The 15,628-nt window shown below is 73.8% G+C and carries 20 protein-coding genes and 1 tRNA gene; 18 read left to right on the top strand and 3 right to left on the bottom strand.

The genetic code is table 11. The annotated features are described in order from the left end of the window. Positions 1 to 2 precede the first annotated feature (2 nt). The 16 genes from rplX to K1J50_RS01430 all read left to right on the top strand — a co-directional run bounded on the left by rplX (position 3) and on the right by K1J50_RS01430 (position 9,133). Complete coding sequence (gene rplX, locus K1J50_RS01505; RefSeq protein WP_220115659.1) at positions 3 to 323, top strand: 50S ribosomal protein L24; 321 nt, start codon at positions 3 to 5, stop codon at positions 321 to 323. 170 nt (positions 324 to 493) lie between these two features. After that, positions 494 to 1,027: a 50S ribosomal protein L5 gene (rplE, locus tag K1J50_RS01500; protein WP_255574819.1), complete on the top strand. Its 534-nt coding sequence runs from the start codon at positions 494 to 496 to the stop codon at positions 1,025 to 1,027. A 57-nt stretch (positions 1,028 to 1,084) separates the two neighbouring features. Then, positions 1,085 to 1,390 (top strand): 30S ribosomal protein S14, encoded by a 306-nt coding sequence (rpsN, locus tag K1J50_RS01495; RefSeq protein ID WP_220115657.1) that lies wholly within the window; start codon positions 1,085 to 1,087, stop codon positions 1,388 to 1,390. 19 nt (positions 1,391 to 1,409) lie between these two features. Then, a complete protein-coding gene (gene rpsH / locus K1J50_RS01490; RefSeq protein WP_220115656.1) occupies positions 1,410 to 1,808 on the top strand; it encodes a 30S ribosomal protein S8 in 399 nt (132 codons plus the stop codon). A gap of 15 nt (positions 1,809 to 1,823) precedes the next feature. Continuing rightward, a complete protein-coding gene (rplF, locus tag K1J50_RS01485; RefSeq protein ID WP_220115655.1) occupies positions 1,824 to 2,357 on the top strand; it encodes a 50S ribosomal protein L6 in 534 nt (177 codons plus the stop codon). Further along, positions 2,357 to 2,722, top strand: coding sequence for a 50S ribosomal protein L18 (gene rplR, locus K1J50_RS01480; protein ID WP_220115654.1), 366 nt, complete (start codon positions 2,357 to 2,359; stop codon positions 2,720 to 2,722). Before rplF ends, rplR begins: the two co-directional genes overlap by 1 nt. An 11-nt stretch (positions 2,723 to 2,733) precedes the next feature. Next, a complete protein-coding gene (rpsE, locus tag K1J50_RS01475) occupies positions 2,734 to 3,435 on the top strand; it encodes a 30S ribosomal protein S5 (protein ID WP_220115653.1) in 702 nt (233 codons plus the stop codon). After that, positions 3,428 to 3,640: a 50S ribosomal protein L30 gene (rpmD, locus tag K1J50_RS01470; protein WP_220115652.1), complete on the top strand. Its 213-nt coding sequence runs from the start codon at positions 3,428 to 3,430 to the stop codon at positions 3,638 to 3,640. Before rpsE ends, rpmD begins: the two co-directional genes overlap by 8 nt. A gap of 1 nt (position 3,641) precedes the next feature. Next, the gene (rplO, locus tag K1J50_RS01465; RefSeq protein ID WP_220115651.1) at positions 3,642 to 4,139 is read left to right on the top strand and encodes a 50S ribosomal protein L15; all 498 of its coding nucleotides are present in this window, start codon (positions 3,642 to 3,644) and stop codon (positions 4,137 to 4,139) included. A gap of 198 nt (positions 4,140 to 4,337) precedes the next feature. Next, entirely contained in the window at positions 4,338 to 5,708 is a 1,371-nt protein-coding gene (gene secY, locus K1J50_RS01460; RefSeq protein WP_220115650.1) for a preprotein translocase subunit SecY, read from the top strand. Then, a complete protein-coding gene (locus tag K1J50_RS01455) occupies positions 5,705 to 6,385 on the top strand; it encodes an adenylate kinase (RefSeq protein WP_220115649.1) in 681 nt (226 codons plus the stop codon). The genes secY and K1J50_RS01455 overlap by 4 nt, the downstream gene beginning before the upstream one ends. 145 nt (positions 6,386 to 6,530) lie before the next feature. Next, positions 6,531 to 6,908, top strand: coding sequence for a 30S ribosomal protein S13 (gene rpsM, locus K1J50_RS01450; protein WP_220115648.1), 378 nt, complete (start codon positions 6,531 to 6,533; stop codon positions 6,906 to 6,908). A gap of 1 nt (position 6,909) precedes the next feature. Beyond that, positions 6,910 to 7,320, top strand: coding sequence for a 30S ribosomal protein S11 (gene rpsK, locus K1J50_RS01445; protein WP_220115647.1), 411 nt, complete (start codon positions 6,910 to 6,912; stop codon positions 7,318 to 7,320). A 40-nt stretch (positions 7,321 to 7,360) separates the two neighbouring features. Then, on the top strand, positions 7,361 to 8,377 hold the full coding sequence (locus K1J50_RS01440) for a DNA-directed RNA polymerase subunit alpha (RefSeq protein ID WP_220115646.1): 1,017 nt from the start codon (positions 7,361 to 7,363) through the stop codon (positions 8,375 to 8,377). Between the two features lie 32 nt (positions 8,378 to 8,409). After that, complete coding sequence (gene rplQ, locus K1J50_RS01435; RefSeq protein WP_220115645.1) at positions 8,410 to 8,847, top strand: 50S ribosomal protein L17; 438 nt, start codon at positions 8,410 to 8,412, stop codon at positions 8,845 to 8,847. Between the two features lie 194 nt (positions 8,848 to 9,041). Beyond that, positions 9,042 to 9,133, top strand: a tRNA-Ser gene (locus K1J50_RS01430). 564 nt (positions 9,134 to 9,697) lie between these two features. Here K1J50_RS01430 and K1J50_RS01425 read toward each other — a convergent pair. Beyond that, a complete protein-coding gene (locus K1J50_RS01425; protein WP_220115644.1) occupies positions 9,698 to 11,389 on the bottom strand; it encodes a DUF6311 domain-containing protein in 1,692 nt (563 codons plus the stop codon). Between the two features lie 451 nt (positions 11,390 to 11,840). On the opposite strand from K1J50_RS01425, the gene K1J50_RS01420 reads away from it, so the two are divergent. Beyond that, the gene (locus K1J50_RS01420; protein ID WP_220115643.1) at positions 11,841 to 12,638 is read left to right on the top strand and encodes an SDR family NAD(P)-dependent oxidoreductase; all 798 of its coding nucleotides are present in this window, start codon (positions 11,841 to 11,843) and stop codon (positions 12,636 to 12,638) included. 18 nt (positions 12,639 to 12,656) lie between these two features. On the opposite strand, the gene K1J50_RS01415 is transcribed toward K1J50_RS01420, so the two are convergent. Together K1J50_RS01415 and K1J50_RS01410 are read right to left on the bottom strand one after the other, a co-directional pair. Next, positions 12,657 to 13,382: an ABC transporter substrate-binding protein gene (locus K1J50_RS01415; protein ID WP_220115642.1), complete on the bottom strand. Its 726-nt coding sequence runs from the start codon at positions 13,380 to 13,382 to the stop codon at positions 12,657 to 12,659. A 242-nt stretch (positions 13,383 to 13,624) separates the two neighbouring features. Beyond that, positions 13,625 to 15,034 carry an amidase gene (locus tag K1J50_RS01410; protein WP_220115641.1) on the bottom strand — a complete coding sequence of 470 codons (1,410 nt, stop codon included), beginning with the start codon at positions 15,032 to 15,034 and terminating at the stop codon, positions 13,625 to 13,627. A gap of 238 nt (positions 15,035 to 15,272) precedes the next feature. Between K1J50_RS01410 and rplU the strand changes: the two genes are divergently transcribed. After that, the gene (gene rplU, locus K1J50_RS01405; protein WP_220115640.1) at positions 15,273 to 15,611 is read left to right on the top strand and encodes a 50S ribosomal protein L21; all 339 of its coding nucleotides are present in this window, start codon (positions 15,273 to 15,275) and stop codon (positions 15,609 to 15,611) included. Positions 15,612 to 15,628 lie beyond the last annotated feature (17 nt).

The raw sequence follows: 15,628 nt of genomic DNA, 5'->3' as shown, positions 1-15,628 counted from the left end.
CCATGGCGGCGAAGATCCGGAAGGGCGACCGCGTGCAGGTGCTCAGCGGTCGCGACAGGGGCAAGCGCGGGGAGGTGATCTCCGTGATGCCGAAGGAGCAGCGCGCCCTGGTGCGGGGCGTGAACATGGTGAAGCGCCATCAGAAGCCGCGCGGCCTCAACCAGCCGGGCGGCATCATCGAGAAGGAGGCGCCGATCCACCTCTCGAACCTGGCGCTGATCGATCCGAAGTCCGACCGGCCGACGCGCGTCGGCTTCCGCGTCCTGGAGGACGGGAGGAAGGTGCGCTACGCCAAGTCCTCGGGTGAGGTGCTCGACGCATGAGCGGGACGAAGGGCAAGGGCGGCGCCCCGGCGAAGGGCGGCGCCAAGGGCGGCGGCGCGCGGCCGCAGGCGGCGCGCGGGCAGCAGCAGGCGCCGGCCGGCGCCGAGCGGCAGGTCGCGGCCGTCGCCACGGCGGCCGAGGCGCAGGCCGCGCCGCCCGAGGCGCCGCGGCTGCGTCGCTACTACGACGAGGTCGTGCGCAAGCGGCTGATCGAGGAGTTCGGCTACACGAACCCGATGGCCGTGCCGAAGCTCGAGAAGATCGTCATCAACATGGGCGTCGGCGAGGCGGCGGGCGACCCGAAGAAGCTCGACGCCGCGGTGGCGGACCTGACGCTGATCAGCGGCCAGAAGCCGGTGCGCACCCTCGCCAAGAAGGCGATCGCGGGCTTCAAGATCCGCAAGGGGCAGGCGATCGGCTGCAAGGTCACGCTGCGCAAGGCGCGGATGTACGAATTCCTCGACCGGCTCGTCACGATCGCCCTGCCGCGGGTGCGCGACTTCCGCGGCATCCCCGGCAACAAGGGCTTCGACGGGCGGGGCAATTTCGCGCTCGGCCTGAAGGAGCAGATCATCTTCCCCGAGATCAACTACGACAAGGTGGACACGATCCGGGGCATGGACATCGTGTTCGTCACCACGGCGAAGACGGACCGGGAGGCGAAGGCCCTGCTCAAGGCCTTCAACCTTCCTTTCGCCGGTTGAGCTTGGAAAACCGCCGGCCCCGCGGGCGGCCGGCAGGTTCCGGAGGATCATGACCGAATGGCCAAGAAGTCGGCAGTCGAGAAGAACAAGAGGCGCGAGCGGCTCGCGAAGCTGCACGCGGCGAAGCGTGCGGCGCTCAAGGCGGTGGTGATGAACCGCGCGCTGCCGATCGAGGAGCGCTTCGAGGCGACGCTCAAGCTCGCCCAGCTTCCGCGCAACGGGGCGGCGAGCCGCGTGCGGCTGCGCTGCGCGATCACCGGCCGCCCGCGGGGCAATTACCGCAAGTTCCGGCTCTGCCGGAACATGCTGCGCGAGCTCGGCTCCAGGGGCCAGCTTCCCGGTCTGGTGAAGGCGAGCTGGTAGGAAGAGGGGACGACGCGCGATGTCCATGTCCGATCCCCTCGGCGACATGCTGACCCGCATCCGCAACGCGCAGCGCGCGCGGAAGAGCCACTGCGTGGCGCCGCACAGCAAGCTGCGTGAGAGCGTGTGCGAGGTGCTGAAGCGCGAGGGCTATATCCGCGCCTGGCGCGCGGAGGAGGTGCGCCCGGGCGTGCGCCAGCTGCAGATCGAGCTGAAGTACAGCGAGGGCGAGCCGGCGATCCGCGAGATCACCCGGGTCTCGAAGCCGGGGCGGCGGGTCTACTCGAAGATCAGGGAGCTGCCGAAGGTGTACAACGGCCTCGGCATCTCCATCCTCTCCACCCCGCGCGGCGTCATGAGCGACGCCGAGGCCCGCGCCGCCAATGTCGGCGGCGAGGTCCTCTGCCGCGTGTTCTGAGCGGAGGCGCGCGACATGTCTCGCGTCGGCAAGTACCCGGTGGCGATCCCCGCGGGCGTCCAGGTGGCGCTGCAGGGCCGCACCCTGGTGGCCAAGGGCAGGAACGGCGAGCTCAAGCTCGACCTGACGGACGAGGTGGAGGTCGAGATCGGCAACGGCCAGGTGGCGGTGAAGCCGCGCCGGGACGACCGCCGCTGCCGCACCATGTGGGGCACCACGCGCTCGCTGATCCAGGGCATGGTGACGGGCGTCTCCACCGGCTTCGCCAAGTCCATGGAGATCACCGGCACCGGCTACCGCGCCGCGGTGCAGGGCAAGGAGCTGGTGCTGAACCTCGGCTACAGCCACGAGATCCGCTATCCGATCCCGGAGGGGATCAGGATCACCACGGAGCGCCCGACCGCGATCAGGGTGGAGGGCGCGGACAAGCAGCGCGTCGGCCAGGTGGCGGCGGAGATCCGCGCCTTCCGCCCGCCCGAGCCCTACAAGGGCAAGGGCATCCGCTACACGGACGAGGTGATCCTCCGCAAGGAGGGCAAGAAGAAGTAATGGCGACCGACAAGCTCGCATTGGAGGAGCGCCGCCGCCGGCGGCTGCGCTACTCGCTGAAGATCAAGTCGCACGGGCGGCCGCGGCTTTCCGTGTTCCGCTCGGGCCGGCACATCTACGCCCAGGTGATCGACGATGCGCAGGGGCGCACGCTCGCCGCGGCCTCGACGCTCGAGAAGGATCTGCGCGAGCAGCTCCGCACCGGCGCCGACAAGGCGGCGGCGGCGGTCGTCGGCAAGCGCGTGGCGGAGCGCGCGCTGGCCGCGGGCGTCACCAAGGTCGTCTTCGACCGCGGTCCCTACCTCTATCACGGCCGGGTCAAGGCCCTGGCGGACGCGGCCCGCGAGGGCGGGCTGTCGTTCTGAGGAGCAGTCGTATGGCACGTGAACCGACGAATCCGGCCGAGGCGGCGGCTGCGACGGGCGCCGAGCCCCCGGCCGGCGACCAGCCGCAGCGCCGCCGGCGCGGCGGGGGCGGGGGCAGCGACCGCGACCGCGCCCGCCGGGACAGCCAGCGCGAGCGCGAGCGCGGCGAGGGCGGCGAGGAGCTGCAGGACAAGCTCGTCGCGATCAACCGCGTCGCCAAAGTGGTCAAGGGCGGCCGGCGCTTCTCGTTCGCCGCGCTCGTCGTCGTCGGCGACCAGAAGGGGCGCGTCGGCTGGGGGGCGGGCAAGGCGCGCGAGGTGCCGGAGGCGATCCGCAAGGCCACCGAGCAGGCCAAGCGCAGCATGATCCGGGTGCCGATGCGCGAGGGCCGCACCCTGCACCACGACGTGATCGGCGAGTTCGGCGCCGGCCGGGTGATCCTGCGCTCCGCGCCGCCGGGCACCGGCATCATCGCCGGCGGCCCGATGCGGGCGGTGTTCGAGACGCTCGGCATCAGCGACGTGGTCGCGAAGTGCACCGGCTCGACCAACCCGCACAACATGGTCAAGGCGACCTTCGCGGCGCTCGCGAAGTGCACCAGCCCGCGCGCGGTGGCGGCGCGGCGCGGCAAGAAGGTCTCCGACATCCTCGGTCCGCGGCCGGGCGAGCAGCGCGCGGCCGCCGCGGCGGCGCAGGAGGCGCACGGTGTCTGACGCCCCGAAGAAGACGATCCGCGTGACGCAGATCGGATCGCCGATCGGCCGCAAGTCCGACCAGCGCCAGACGCTGATCGGACTCGGCCTCAACAAGATGCATCGCACGCGCGAGCTCGAGGACACGCCCGCGGTGCGCGGCATGATCCGCAAGGTCGCCCACCTGGTGAAGGTGGAGGAGACCGTGGCGGGGCAGGGTGGCTGAGATGAAGCTGCACGAGATCCGCGACAATCCGGGCGCGCGCAAGAAGGCCAAGCGCATCGGCCGGGGCATCGGTTCGGGCAAGGGCAAGACCGGCGGGCGCGGCGTCAAGGGCCAGAAGGCGCGCACCGGCGTCCGGCTGAACGGGTTCGAGGGCGGCCAGCTCCCGATCTACCGGCGCCTGCCGAAGCGCGGCTTCGTCAACCGCTCGCGCAAGGTGTATGCGCCGCTCAACCTCGGCGTGCTCGACAAGGCGATCGAGGCCGGGCGCCTGCCCGCCGACCGGCCGATCGACGAGGCGATGCTGCGCGCGGCCGGCGTGGTGCGGGCGGCGCCGAAGTACGCCGGCGTGCGGCTGCTCGCCAAGGGCGCGATCCGGCGTCCCGTGACGATCACCGTCTCCGGCGCCTCCGCCGCGGCGATCGCGGCGGTGCAGGCGGCGGGCGGCAGCGTGACGACGACGGCCGCCGCGCCGGCCGAAGCCGGCGCCGCGACGGCCTGAGGGGGGCGCGGCGAGGCGGCGGGGCCACAGGGAACGAGCCGCCGCTGCGTCGTCGCCCCGGCGCGCGCCGGGCGCGGGGGACCGCGCGGTGCGCTTGCCCCACCGGGCGCCGGGCCGCAATTGAGGCGTAGGAACGCGCGGCGGCGGCGTGGACGGGAAGCGAACGTTCCGCCGGCGCCGCCGCGAGGAGGATCGCTGATGGCATCCGCCGCCGAGCAGCTCGCGGCCAATCTCAACCTCGGCGTCCTGGCCAAGGCGACCGAGCTCAAGAAGCGCATCTGGTTCACGCTGGGGGCGCTGATCGTCTACCGAATCGGCACCTACGTCCCCGTCCCCGGCGTGGATCCGGCGGTGATGGGCGAGCTGCTGCGCCAGCACGGCGGCGGCATCCTCGGCATGTTCGACATGTTCACCGGCGGCGCGCTCGGGCGCATGACGGTGTTCGCGCTGAACATCATGCCCTACATCTCGGCCTCGATCATCGTGCAGCTGATGACGGCCGCGATCCCCGCCTGGGAGCAGCTCAAGAAGGAGGGCGAGCAGGGGCGGAAGAAGCTCAACCAGTACACGCGCTACCTCACGGTGCTGATCGCGGTGTTCCAGGCCTGGGGCATCGCCATCGGGCTCGAGGGGATCCGCGGCCAGTTCGGCGCGGCGGTGTACGACCCGGGCTGGTTCTTCCGCATCTCCTGCGTCGTCTCGCTCACCGGCGGCACGATGTTCCTGATGTGGCTCGGCGAGCAGATCACGGCGCGCGGGGTGGGCAACGGCATCTCGCTGATCATCTTCGCCGGGATCGTCGCCAACCTGCCGAGCGCGCTGGTCGCGACGCTGGAGCTGGCGCGCACCGGCGCGCTCTCGACCTTCTTCGTGCTCGCCTTCCTCGCCATCGCGCTGGCGGTGATCGCCTTCGTGGTGTTCGTCGAGCGGGCGCAGCGCCGCATCCCCGTGCAGTACCCGAAGCGCCAGGTCGGCAACCGGATGTTCGGCGGCGAGAGCACGCACCTGCCGCTCAAGATCAACACCTCCGGCGTGATCCCGCCGATCTTCGCCTCCTCGCTGCTGCTGCTGCCGGCCACGATCGCCGGCTTCTCGACGGACGTGGCGGCGGAGCCCGGCCTGCTCCGCACCATCGCCGACCTGCTCGCGCACGGGCAGCCGCTCTACATGGCCCTCTACGCGGGGCTGATCGTCTTCTTCGCCTTCTTCTACACGGCGGTGGTGTTCAATCCGGTGGAGACGGCGGACAACCTCAAGAAGTACGGCGGCTTCATCCCGGGCATCCGCCCCGGGCAGAACACGGCCGAGTACCTGGACCGGGTGCTCACCCGGCTGACGGCGGTGGGCGCCCTCTACCTGGTCCTGGTCTGCCTGCTGCCGGAGATCCTGATCAGCAACTACGGCGTGCCCTTCTATTTCGGCGGCACCTCGCTGCTGATCATCGTCTCGGTCACCATGGACACGGTGGCGCAGATCCAGTCCCACCTGTTCGCCCACCAGTACGAGGGCCTGATCCGCAAGGCGCGGCTCGGCGGGCGCGGGACGCAGCCGGGAGCACGCGGGCGATGAACCTCATCCTTCTGGGCCCTCCGGGGGCGGGCAAGGGCACCCAGGCGAAACGGCTGGCGGAGAAGTACGGCCTCGCCCAGATCTCCACCGGCGACATGCTGCGCGCCGAGGTGAATTCGGGCTCCGCGATCGGGCGCGAGGCGAAGGCGATCATGGAGCGGGGCGAGCTGGTCCCCGACGCCATCATCACCGCCATGCTCGCCCAGCGCGTCTCGCAGCCGGATTGCGCCCGGGGCTTCATCCTGGACGGCTTCCCCCGCACCGTGCCGCAGGCCGAGGCGCTGGACCGGATGCTGCGCGAGAAGGGCCTCGCGCTCGATCATGTGATCGAGCTGCGGGTGGACGACGCCGCGCTGGTCGAGCGCATCTCCGGCCGCTTCACCTGCGCGCGCTGCGGCGAGGGCTATCACGACCGCTTCAAGCGGCCCCGCACGCCGGGCGTCTGCGACGTCTGCGGCGGGACGGAGTTCACCCGCCGCGCCGACGACAAGGCCGAGACGGTCAAGGCCCGGCTCGAGGCCTATCATCGCCAGACCGCGCCCCTGCTGCCCTACTACGCGGCCCAGGGGAAGCTCCGCGTGGTGGACGGGATGGCGCCGATGGACGAGGTGGCGCGCCAGATCGAGGCGATCCTGGCCGGCGCCGGGCCGGAGGCGCCGCCCCCCACGCAGACTTGACGAGGCGGGGGCCAGGCGGTATGTCCCCGGCCTCCGCGGCCGGGGCGCGTTCCGGCCGCCCATTCCCATTGCCTGAAACCTTGCGGACACCCCTCGCCGGCGGCGGCCGGCGCGAGAAGGAGCGACGGGCTCCAGGAGAGACGACGTGGCGCGCATCGCCGGCGTGAACATCCCCACCAACAAGCGGGTGGTGATCAGCCTCCGCTACATCTACGGGATCGGCCCGAAGAACGCGAAGGACATCTGCGAGAAGCTCGGGATCCCCGAGGACCGGCGGGTGAACCAGCTCACCGACGAGGAGGTCCTCCGCATCCGCGAGCTGATCGACCGCGAGTACCGCGTCGAGGGCGACCTGCGGCGCGAGGTGGCGATGAACATCAAGCGCCTGATGGACCTCGGCTGCTACCGCGGCCTGCGGCACCGGCGGAACCTCCCGGTGCGCGGCCAGCGCACCCACACCAACGCGCGCACGCGCAAGGGCAAGGCGGTGCCGATCGCCGGCAAGAAGAAGGTGACGAAGTAAGATGGCGCGTGAGCCCCGCGCCGGCGCCCGCGGCGCCGGCCCCGTCCGCAGGAAGGAGCGCAAGAACATCGCCACCGGCGTGGCGCACGTCCTCGCGACCTTCAACAACACCATCGTCACCATCACCGACGCGCAGGGCAACGCCATCGCCTGGTCCTCGGCCGGCAGCCAGGGCTTCAAGGGCAGCCGGAAGTCCACGCCCTACGCCGCGCAGGTCGCGGCCGAGGATGCCGGCCGCAAGGCGCGCGAGCACGGCATGGAGACGCTGGAGATCCTGGTCAGCGGCCCCGGCTCCGGCCGCGAGAGCGCGCTGCGCGCCCTGCAGGCCGTGGGCTTCAACATCACCGCCATTCGCGATGTGACCCCCATTCCGCACAACGGCTGCCGCCCGCGCAAGCGCCGCCGCGTCTGAGCGCGTGCCGCGCGGCGCGGGGGCAGAGGAGAGACGGACCGTGATCGAGAAGAATTGGCGCTCGCTGATCCGCCCCGAGAAGCTCGAGGTCGAGCCGGGCGCGGACCCGAGCCGCTTCGCCACCATCGTCGCCGAGCCGCTGGAGCGCGGCTTCGGCATGACGCTCGGCAACGCGCTGCGCCGCGTGCTGCTCTCCTCGCTGCAGGGGGCGGCGGTCACGGCGGTGCGCATTGACGGCGCGCTGCACGAGTTCAGCTCGCTCCCGGGCGTGCGCGAGGACGTGACCGACATCGTCCTCAACATCAAGCAGCTCGCCATCCGCTACCAGGGCGAGGGGCCGAAGCGCCTGCAGCTCACCGCGACCGGGCCCGGCGAGGTGACGGCGGGGCAGATCCAGACCACCGGCGACATCGAGATCGCCAACCCCGAGCTGGTGCTCTGCACCCTCGACGAGGGCGCCAAGCTCTCGATGGAGCTGACGGTCGCGACCGGCAAGGGCTACGTCCCGGCGGCGCAGAACCGGCCGGAGGACGCGCCGATCGGCCTGATCCCGGTGGATGCGATCTACTCGCCGGTGCGCCGCGTCGCCTACCGCGTGGAGCCGACCCGCGTCGGCCAGGTGACGGACTACGACAAGCTGGTGCTGACGGTCGAGACCAACGGCACCGTCACGCCCGAGGACGCGGTCGGCCTCGCCGCCCGCATCCTGCAGGACCAGCTCCAGCTCTTCATCACCTTCGAGGAGCCGCGCGAGCGCAAGGTGGAGGAGGTCCGCGAGGAGCTCCCCTTCAACCGCAACCTGCTGCGCAAGGTGGACGAGCTCGAGCTCTCCGTCCGTTCGGCGAACTGCCTGAAGAACGACAACATCGTCTATATCGGCGACCTGGTGCAGAAGACCGAGCAGGAGATGCTCCGCACGCCGAACTTCGGCCGCAAGTCGCTGAACGAGATCAAGGAGGTCCTCGCCTCCATGGGCCTGTCGCTCGGCATGACCGTGCCGGGCTGGCCGCCGGAGAACATCGAGGAGCTTGCGAAGAAGCTCGAAGAGCCGTTCTGAGCACGGCGAAGGTCTAGGGATCGGATAATATCATGCGCCACGGCGTCTCCGGCCGGAAGCTCGGCAGGCCGACGGATCATCGGCTCGCCATGCTCCGCAACCTCGCGACCTCGCTCCTCAGGCACGAGCAGATCACCACGACCCTGCCGCGCGCCAAGGAGCTCAGGCCCTATGTCGAGCGCATCATCACGCTCGGCAAGCGTGGCGGGCTGCACGCGCGCCGCCAGGCCTATGCCAAGCTGATGGACGAGGCGGTGGTCGCGAAGCTGTTCGGCGAGCTGGCGGAGCGCTACCGCACCCGCCCCGGCGGCTACTGCCGCGTGCTGCGGGCGGGCATCCGCCAGGGCGATTCCGCGACCATGGCGGTGATCGAGCTGGTGGACCGCAATCCCGCGGCGAAGGGGCTGGGCAGCGGCCCGAAGCGCGAGGCGGAGGACACCGGGCAGGCGGACGCCGCCGCTGCCGCCTGAGACCGGGCGGGCCGCGGCGGCGACGGCGCCGCGGTGCCGCGCGTCGGGTGGCAGGGCCGGGGAGGGCCGGTCTGCCGGCGCCTGGCAGTGGGAAGAGCGCGCCACCGTGCCGAGAGGGCGCGGGGCGCCGGAACGGCGGCGGCGCGCGGTTGCACCGCGAGGCGCCGGTATCTAATAGGACGGTCCCGGTTCGCGGAGAGGTGCCGGAGCGGTCGAACGGGGCGGTCTCGAAAACCGTTGTGCGGGGTGACCCGCACCGTGGGTTCGAATCCCACCCTCTCCGCCAGTTCCGCGCCGTGGCACCCCGAGGACCATGCCGGTCGTCGCCCTCGCCGGCCGCGACTGCGCCACCGTTTGCCCCACCCGGGTCGGAGAAGACGGCCAGGCCCGCGCCCGGTCCGCAGGATCTCCCGCCGGATGCCCGAGATGGCGCCCGCGGGGGATGACGATCGCCGCCGGCGCCAGGGACGCGGTGCTCGTCGAGGTGGCGCGCCCGCGGGAGGATGCCCCCGCCCTCCTGCAGCCGGCCCACCGCCACGGCGTGCCGGAGGTCGCGGCAGCGGAACGGCGTGAGGGCCGTGGCGCGGCCGATGGGCCGTCGCGGGTCCCGCCCCCCTGTCTCGCAGCGGTCCGCCGGACGGCCGGCGCGGGCGGCCGCGCGCAGGCATCGCGCGACGGTGGTCATGCCCCCTCCGGCCAGCGGGGCCGCCGCGTGGAAGGGCGATGGGCGCCCCGGGCCGGCGGAAGGCCGCAAAGCCGCAAGGGCACGGCCGCGGCGCATCCGGCCGTGCCCGGCGGCGCTCGCGTGTCCTCCCCGGCTGCCCCCGCGGAGCCAGCCCGGCAGGCCGGATCACGGCGCGTGCCAGCCCGGCGCGAAGACCGACACGCCGTCCACGATCGCGAGCAGGTCCCGCGTCGGATCGGCCCGCGCCGCGACCAGCGTCCACGTCGCAGCGTCGCGCAGGACGTAGAGCGTCCCGCCTTCCCATCGCCCCGCCGCCAGATCGCCCAGGACACGGGCGTTGAGGGCCGCGACCGCATCGGGATCCACCCGCGCGAGATAGACGGCGTCGGTCGGCAGCCCGTGTCGCGCCGCGAAGCGCGCGATCTCCTCCCAGTGCGGGCCGAAATTGCCGGCCGGCACCGCGCGCACCCGGAGGTAGCGCCGGGCCGCCTCCTCCCAGAACGGGTCCGCCAGCCGCTCCGCCGTGGCCGGCGGCGCCGCGGCGACCAGCGCACGGACCCGCGCCATGCCCGCCTCGATGTCGGCGATCTGCAGCGCGAGGACGGCGGCGAGGAGCAGGCGCGCCGACCGCCGGGGCAGCCGCCCGGCCACCAGCGCGATCGCCGCGAAGATCGCCGCATAGGCCAGCGGCCAGAAGAAGCGCTCCGACGCGCGCAGCAGGTCGGCCAGCGGGCGCGCCGGCTCCGGCAGCTCGAACAGCACGACCACGTGGCCCGCGACGGCCACGCGATGGGACACGGCGAAGGCGAGCATGGCGGCCAGCGCCGCGACCAGCACCGCATGGCGCCGCAGCGCCGCCCGTGGCCGGCCGCGGCCGAGCAGCCCCGCCGCGACCGCCAGCAGCAGCAGCGTCCCGGCCCCGAGATAGGACCCGCCATGCTCCCAGTGCCGGAGGCCGGGCAGCGCCGGCAGCAGCCGGCCCCACTCGACCGCGTCGAAGGGGGCGGTCAGGTCGAGCTGGGTCTCGGCATAGCCGGGCCCCACGGGCACGAGCCGGCCGGCGATGGTGAAGAAGCCCGCGGCCCAGAGCGCCGCCGCGGCGACCGCAGGCACCACCGCCGCCTGCACCGCGAGCCGCCCGGCGCCGATCCCGCCCTCGCCGCGCGCGCGCAGCAGCCGCGCCAGCCAGTCCGCCGCCCAGAGCCCGGCGCCCATCGCCAGGATGTACGCATTGAGCATCGCCACGGTGCCGAGGCAGGCGGCCCAGTGCAGCGTCTGGCGCCGCGGCGGATCGCGGAGGCAGAGCCAGAGCGCCCAGAGCAGCGCCCACTGCGCCGCCAGCGCGAAGTGCCCGCCCATCCGGTTCAGCAGCATCGGCTGCCAGGCGAAGAGCACCGCGCCGAGCGCCCGCGCCACCGGGTCGGCGACCGCGAGCCCCAGCAGCCGCCAGGCGAAGCCGGCCTGGAGAGCCGCGCTCAGCGCCAGCCAGGGGCCCCAGTACTGCGGGATGTCGAGCAGCGGCCGCAGCGCCTTGGCGGCGAAGGCGAGCAGCGGCAGCGCGTCGGCGTAGAAGAGCGCGCTCGACAGCTCGAGGCCGTAGCCGGGATTGAGGCCGGGCGGCCAGGACCAGGGCGAGGCGGCGAAATAGGTCCAGGCGAGCAGGTAGGAAACCGGATCGGGCCCCAGCGTCCCGTGCAGCAGCCAGCCGAGGTCGCGGATGTCCAGGACGCGCGGGCCGAGCGTGGCGATCGCCGCCAGCGCTCCCCCGGCGACCGCGAGCAGGGCCGCGATGCGGCGGGTCGCCGCCGCGGCCTGCCCGGCCTCCCTGTCGGGGGCGCGGCCCTGGGCCCTCAGCACGGACGCGTCCCGAGCCGCCCGGACGTGACGGCCGGACATGCCGCAGGCACGGCACGGATCGTCGCGGATGGCGGTCCCGGCCGGCGCGCCGGTCGCGCCTTGCCGGCGCCCGCCTCGGGCCGGCCAGGGCCCTCGCGCCGCGTGTTCGCCGCCTGTCGCATCCGGAAGGAACCCTGCTGCCCCTCGCCCCCTGTCGCGCAGCGGCCGCCGCGGTTCGCCTGCCGCCGAGGACCCCCGCCGGGCCGGCCGCTGCCGGATTCCGCCGCGGCGCGCCGGTCGCGCCCGCCCCTGCCGATCCGCAACCTACGGCGGACCGGCCTGCGTGCACAGGGAGGCCCCGCGCCGCCATCCCTCGCGACGCGCCGGGCGCGGGGGCGATTCGCCTCCCGGCTGCGACTCGCGTCGGGTCCGCGCTAAGGTCGCCCCCGCGGAGCAGCGGGAGGGACCCGGCATGGACTTCAGCGGCAAGGTGGCGGTGGTGACGGGCGGCGCCAACGGGATCGGGCGCGCCGTCGCGCTCGGCTTCGCCCGCGGCGGGGCGAAGGTGGTGGTCGTGGACCGCGACGCCGAGGCGGGCGCCGCGCTCGCCGCCGAGATCGGCAGGGGCCGGGCGATCTTCTGCGCCGCGGACGTGACCCGCGCGGCCGACGTGCAGGGCTACGTGCAGGCGGCGCTCGACGCCTTCGGCGCGATCGACTGCTTCCACAACAACGCCGGCATCGAGGGCCGCATCGCGCCGACCGCCGAGTACGACGAGGCGGTCTTCGACGCGGTGATGGCGGTCAACGTCAAGGGCGTGTTCCTCGGCCTCCGCCACGTGCTGCCGGTGATGATCCGCCAGGGGCGGGGGGCGGTGGTGAACACCGCCTCGATCGCCGGGCTGGTCGGCACCGCGGGGATGCCGGCCTATGTCGCCTCCAAGCATGCGGTGATCGGGCTGACCAAGGTGGCGGCGGGCGAGGTCGGGCCGCTCGGCATCCGCGTCAATGCGGTCTGCCCGGGGCCGATCGCGACGCGCATGGTGCAGGACATCGCCCGCCAGGTCTCGCCGAACAACCCGGAGAGCGTGGAGGAGCGCTACGCCGCCGCGATCCCGCTCCGGCGCTACGGCACGCCGGAGGAGGTGGCGAACGTCGTGCTGTTCCTCTGCTCCGACCTCGCGAGCAACGTCACCGGGGCGCAGTACGTCGTGGACGGCGGGCGGACGTCGGCGCCGGCGCTCGGCGTGTCGCAGGGAATGGGGCGGTAGCGGCGGCGCGCCGCCGCCTCAGGCCGGCGGCGCCACCGACAGGCCGCGCACCTTGTGGCGCGCGATCAGGCGCGCGACCAGGCCCGAGGCCTTCGCCTCCTCGACGAAGGCGCGCAGGAACGCGGCCCCGGCCGCATTCGCGCGCGCCGTGCCGATCGCCTGCTGCACGGCGGTGAACCTGCCCTCCAGGAGGCGCGAGCCCGGCAGCTTCTCCGCGTCGGCGAGCAGGCGCGGGCGCAGCCCGGCCAGCACCTCGAGCCCCTCGGCGACGAAGCGCTCGAAGGCGGCGTCGAGGGTCTCCGTGCGCACCAGCGTCGCATGGCGGATGTTGCGCGCGAGCCAGAGGTCGTAGGCCGAGCGCGCGGTGACCGCGATCCGCACCCCGGGGCGGTCCACCTGCGCGATCGAGGCGATCGGCGAGCCGGCAGGCACCAGGTAGGTCGCCTCGATCTCGCAGTAGGCGGGGCTGAAGGCGATCTTCTCGGCGCGCTGCGGCTCGGCGCCGATCAGCCCGACGTCCCAGGCGCCGGTCCCCACCGCGTCCGCGAGCTCGCCCGGCCGCGGGTAGGGCACGTAGCGCACCGGCACGCCGAGCCGCTCGGCGAGCGCGCGCGCCATGTCGGGCGCCACCCCCTCCGGCTCGCCCGCGGGGCTGCGGCCGGTGACGAGCAGGAAGTTGCTGAGGTTGATGCCGGCGCGCAGGACGCCGGTCGGGGCAAGCTCGCGGAGGATCTCGGGGGACATGCGTCGCGGCTCCGTTGCGGTGCGGGGAAGGCCGTCTCCGGAGCCGGTCGCGGACGGCCGGGGACGGCCGGGGGCGCGAATCGGCTCCGCCGACAGTAGGCGGCAGCCGTCGCCGCGCGCCAAGCCGGGCGGCACCGCCGCTAGGGCCGCTTTCGCTCGGCTGTGCCCGCGGCGGCGACCCTGGCGCGTCGTCCCCGGAGCCGGTCACGCCCCCGGCTGTCCCCGGCCGCCCGCGAACGGCTCTAGGCGGCGAGCGGCGGCACGCGCTCGTGCCAGTCGGTCGCGTTCTGGTACGCCCAGCCGATGCGCAGCGCCATCGCCTCCTCCCCGCCGCGGCAGACGATCTGCAGCGAGGTCGGCAGGCCCCCGGCGGTGAAGCCGTTGGGCAGGGCGAGGGCGCAGAGGTCGAGCAGGTTCACCCAGCGCGTCAGCACCGCCGGCGTCGTCTCCTGGTCCACCTCGGAGAGCCGGAGCGGCGGCGTGAGCGTGGTCGGCGTCAGCACCGCGTCCACGCCCTCCATCGCGGCGGCGAACCCGGCCTTCAGCCGCTCGCGCTCGGCCAGGGCGGCGAGGTAGTCGCGCGCGGAGAGGGCGGCGCCGGCGCGGATGCGCGGGCGCACCGCCTCGTCCATCGGCTGGGCGGGGTCGTCGGCGATGTCGCCGAGCAGCGCATAGGCCTCGGCGGACATGATCCGGCCGTTGAGCGCGCCGAGTTCGCGGAAGCCGCGCGGCAGGTCGAGCGCGACGATCTCCGCGCCGAGGCCGCCGAGCACCTCGAGGGAGCGGTCGTAGGCGGCGAGCACCTCCGGGTGGACGTCGCGGCGCTCGGCCTCCGGCATCCGGGCGAGGCGCAGCCCCGCGACGCCACGCCGCAGCGCGGGCATCGGCTCGGCGTCGCGCAGCCCGAGGGTCTTCGGATCGCGCGGGTCCGCCCCCTGCAGCACCGCGAGCAGGAGCGCCGCATCCTCGACGCTGCGGGTCATCGGCCCCGGCGTGTCGAGGGTGGGGCTGAGCGGCAGCACGCCATGGGTGCTGATGCGCCCGATCGTGGTCTTGAGCCCGGTGATGCCGCACCAGGCGGCGGGCAGCCGCACCGAGCCGCCGGTGTCGGTGCCGATCGCGCAGGGCACGAGGTGCGCCGCCACCGCCACGCCCGAGCCGCTGCTCGACCCCCCCGGCGTGCGCGCCTCCGCGGCGTCCCAGGGGTTGCGCGGCGTGCCGAGGTGCTGGTTGGTGCCGAAGCCGCCGAAGGCGAACTCCACCGTGTGGGTCTTGCCGAGGAGGATCATCCCGGCGCCGATCAGGCGGCGCGCCAGCGTGGCCGTCCGCCGCGCCACGCGGTTCCGCCAGACCGCGCTGCCGCCGGTCGCGACCTGGCCCTCGATCTCCACGAGATCCTTGAGCGCGACCGGGATGCCGTGCAGCGGCCCGACCGCGTGGCCGGCGCGGATCGCCTTGTCCGCCGCCTCGGCGGCGAGGCGGGCCTCCGCGGCGTGCACCGCGACGAAGGCGCCGAGCCGCGGCTCCAGCCGCGCGATGCGCGCGAGGCAGTCCTCGACCAGCTCGACCGGCGACAGCCGCCGGGCGGCGATCTCGCGGGCGATGACGTGGACCGGAAGCCCGGCCGGCGAGGGCGGTGCTGTCCCGCTCATCCCATGGTCCTCCGCGGAGTGGCGGAGGGAGGCTGGACCGCCGCCGCCGGCCGTGCAAGGCGATCGCGGACGGGTGCCGCTGCCGGCCCGGCGCCCCGCCCGGGGGACGCGGGCGCCGCCCGCCGCGTTGACGCCCGGGCGGCCAGCCGCTATAGCCCCGCTCTCTCCGGCGGCCCGCCTGGCGGGGCGTCGGCTGTCGCATGCATCCCCGGCACGGCCGGACCGACGCAGGACCCCCATGACCTACGCAGTGATCCGCACCGGCGGGAAGCAGTACCGCGTCGCGCCCGACGCGATTCTCACCGTCGAGAAGCTCGAGGCCGAACCCGGCGCCACCGTCACCTTCCACGAGGTGCTGATGGTCGGCGGCGAGGGCGGGCTCGCCATCGGCAACCCGACCGTGCCCGGCGCCACCGTCACCGCGACCGTGGTCGAGCAGAACCGCGGCGGCAAGATCATCGTGTTCAAGAAGAAGCGCCGCAAGAACTACCGGCGCAAGAAGGGCCACCGCCAGCACCAGACCGTGCTGCGCATCGCCGCCATCAACGGCGGCGCCGCGGCGCCGGCGGCGGCCTGAGACCCGGAGGGCAGCAG

The sequence above is a fragment of the Caldovatus aquaticus genome, assembly GCF_019458025.1.
In the GTDB taxonomy this organism is placed as follows: Bacteria; Pseudomonadota; Alphaproteobacteria; order Acetobacterales; family Acetobacteraceae; genus Caldovatus; species Caldovatus aquaticus.
The sequence above is the reverse complement of the archived record's forward strand: the minus strand, read 5'-3'. Positions and strand labels throughout refer to the sequence as shown.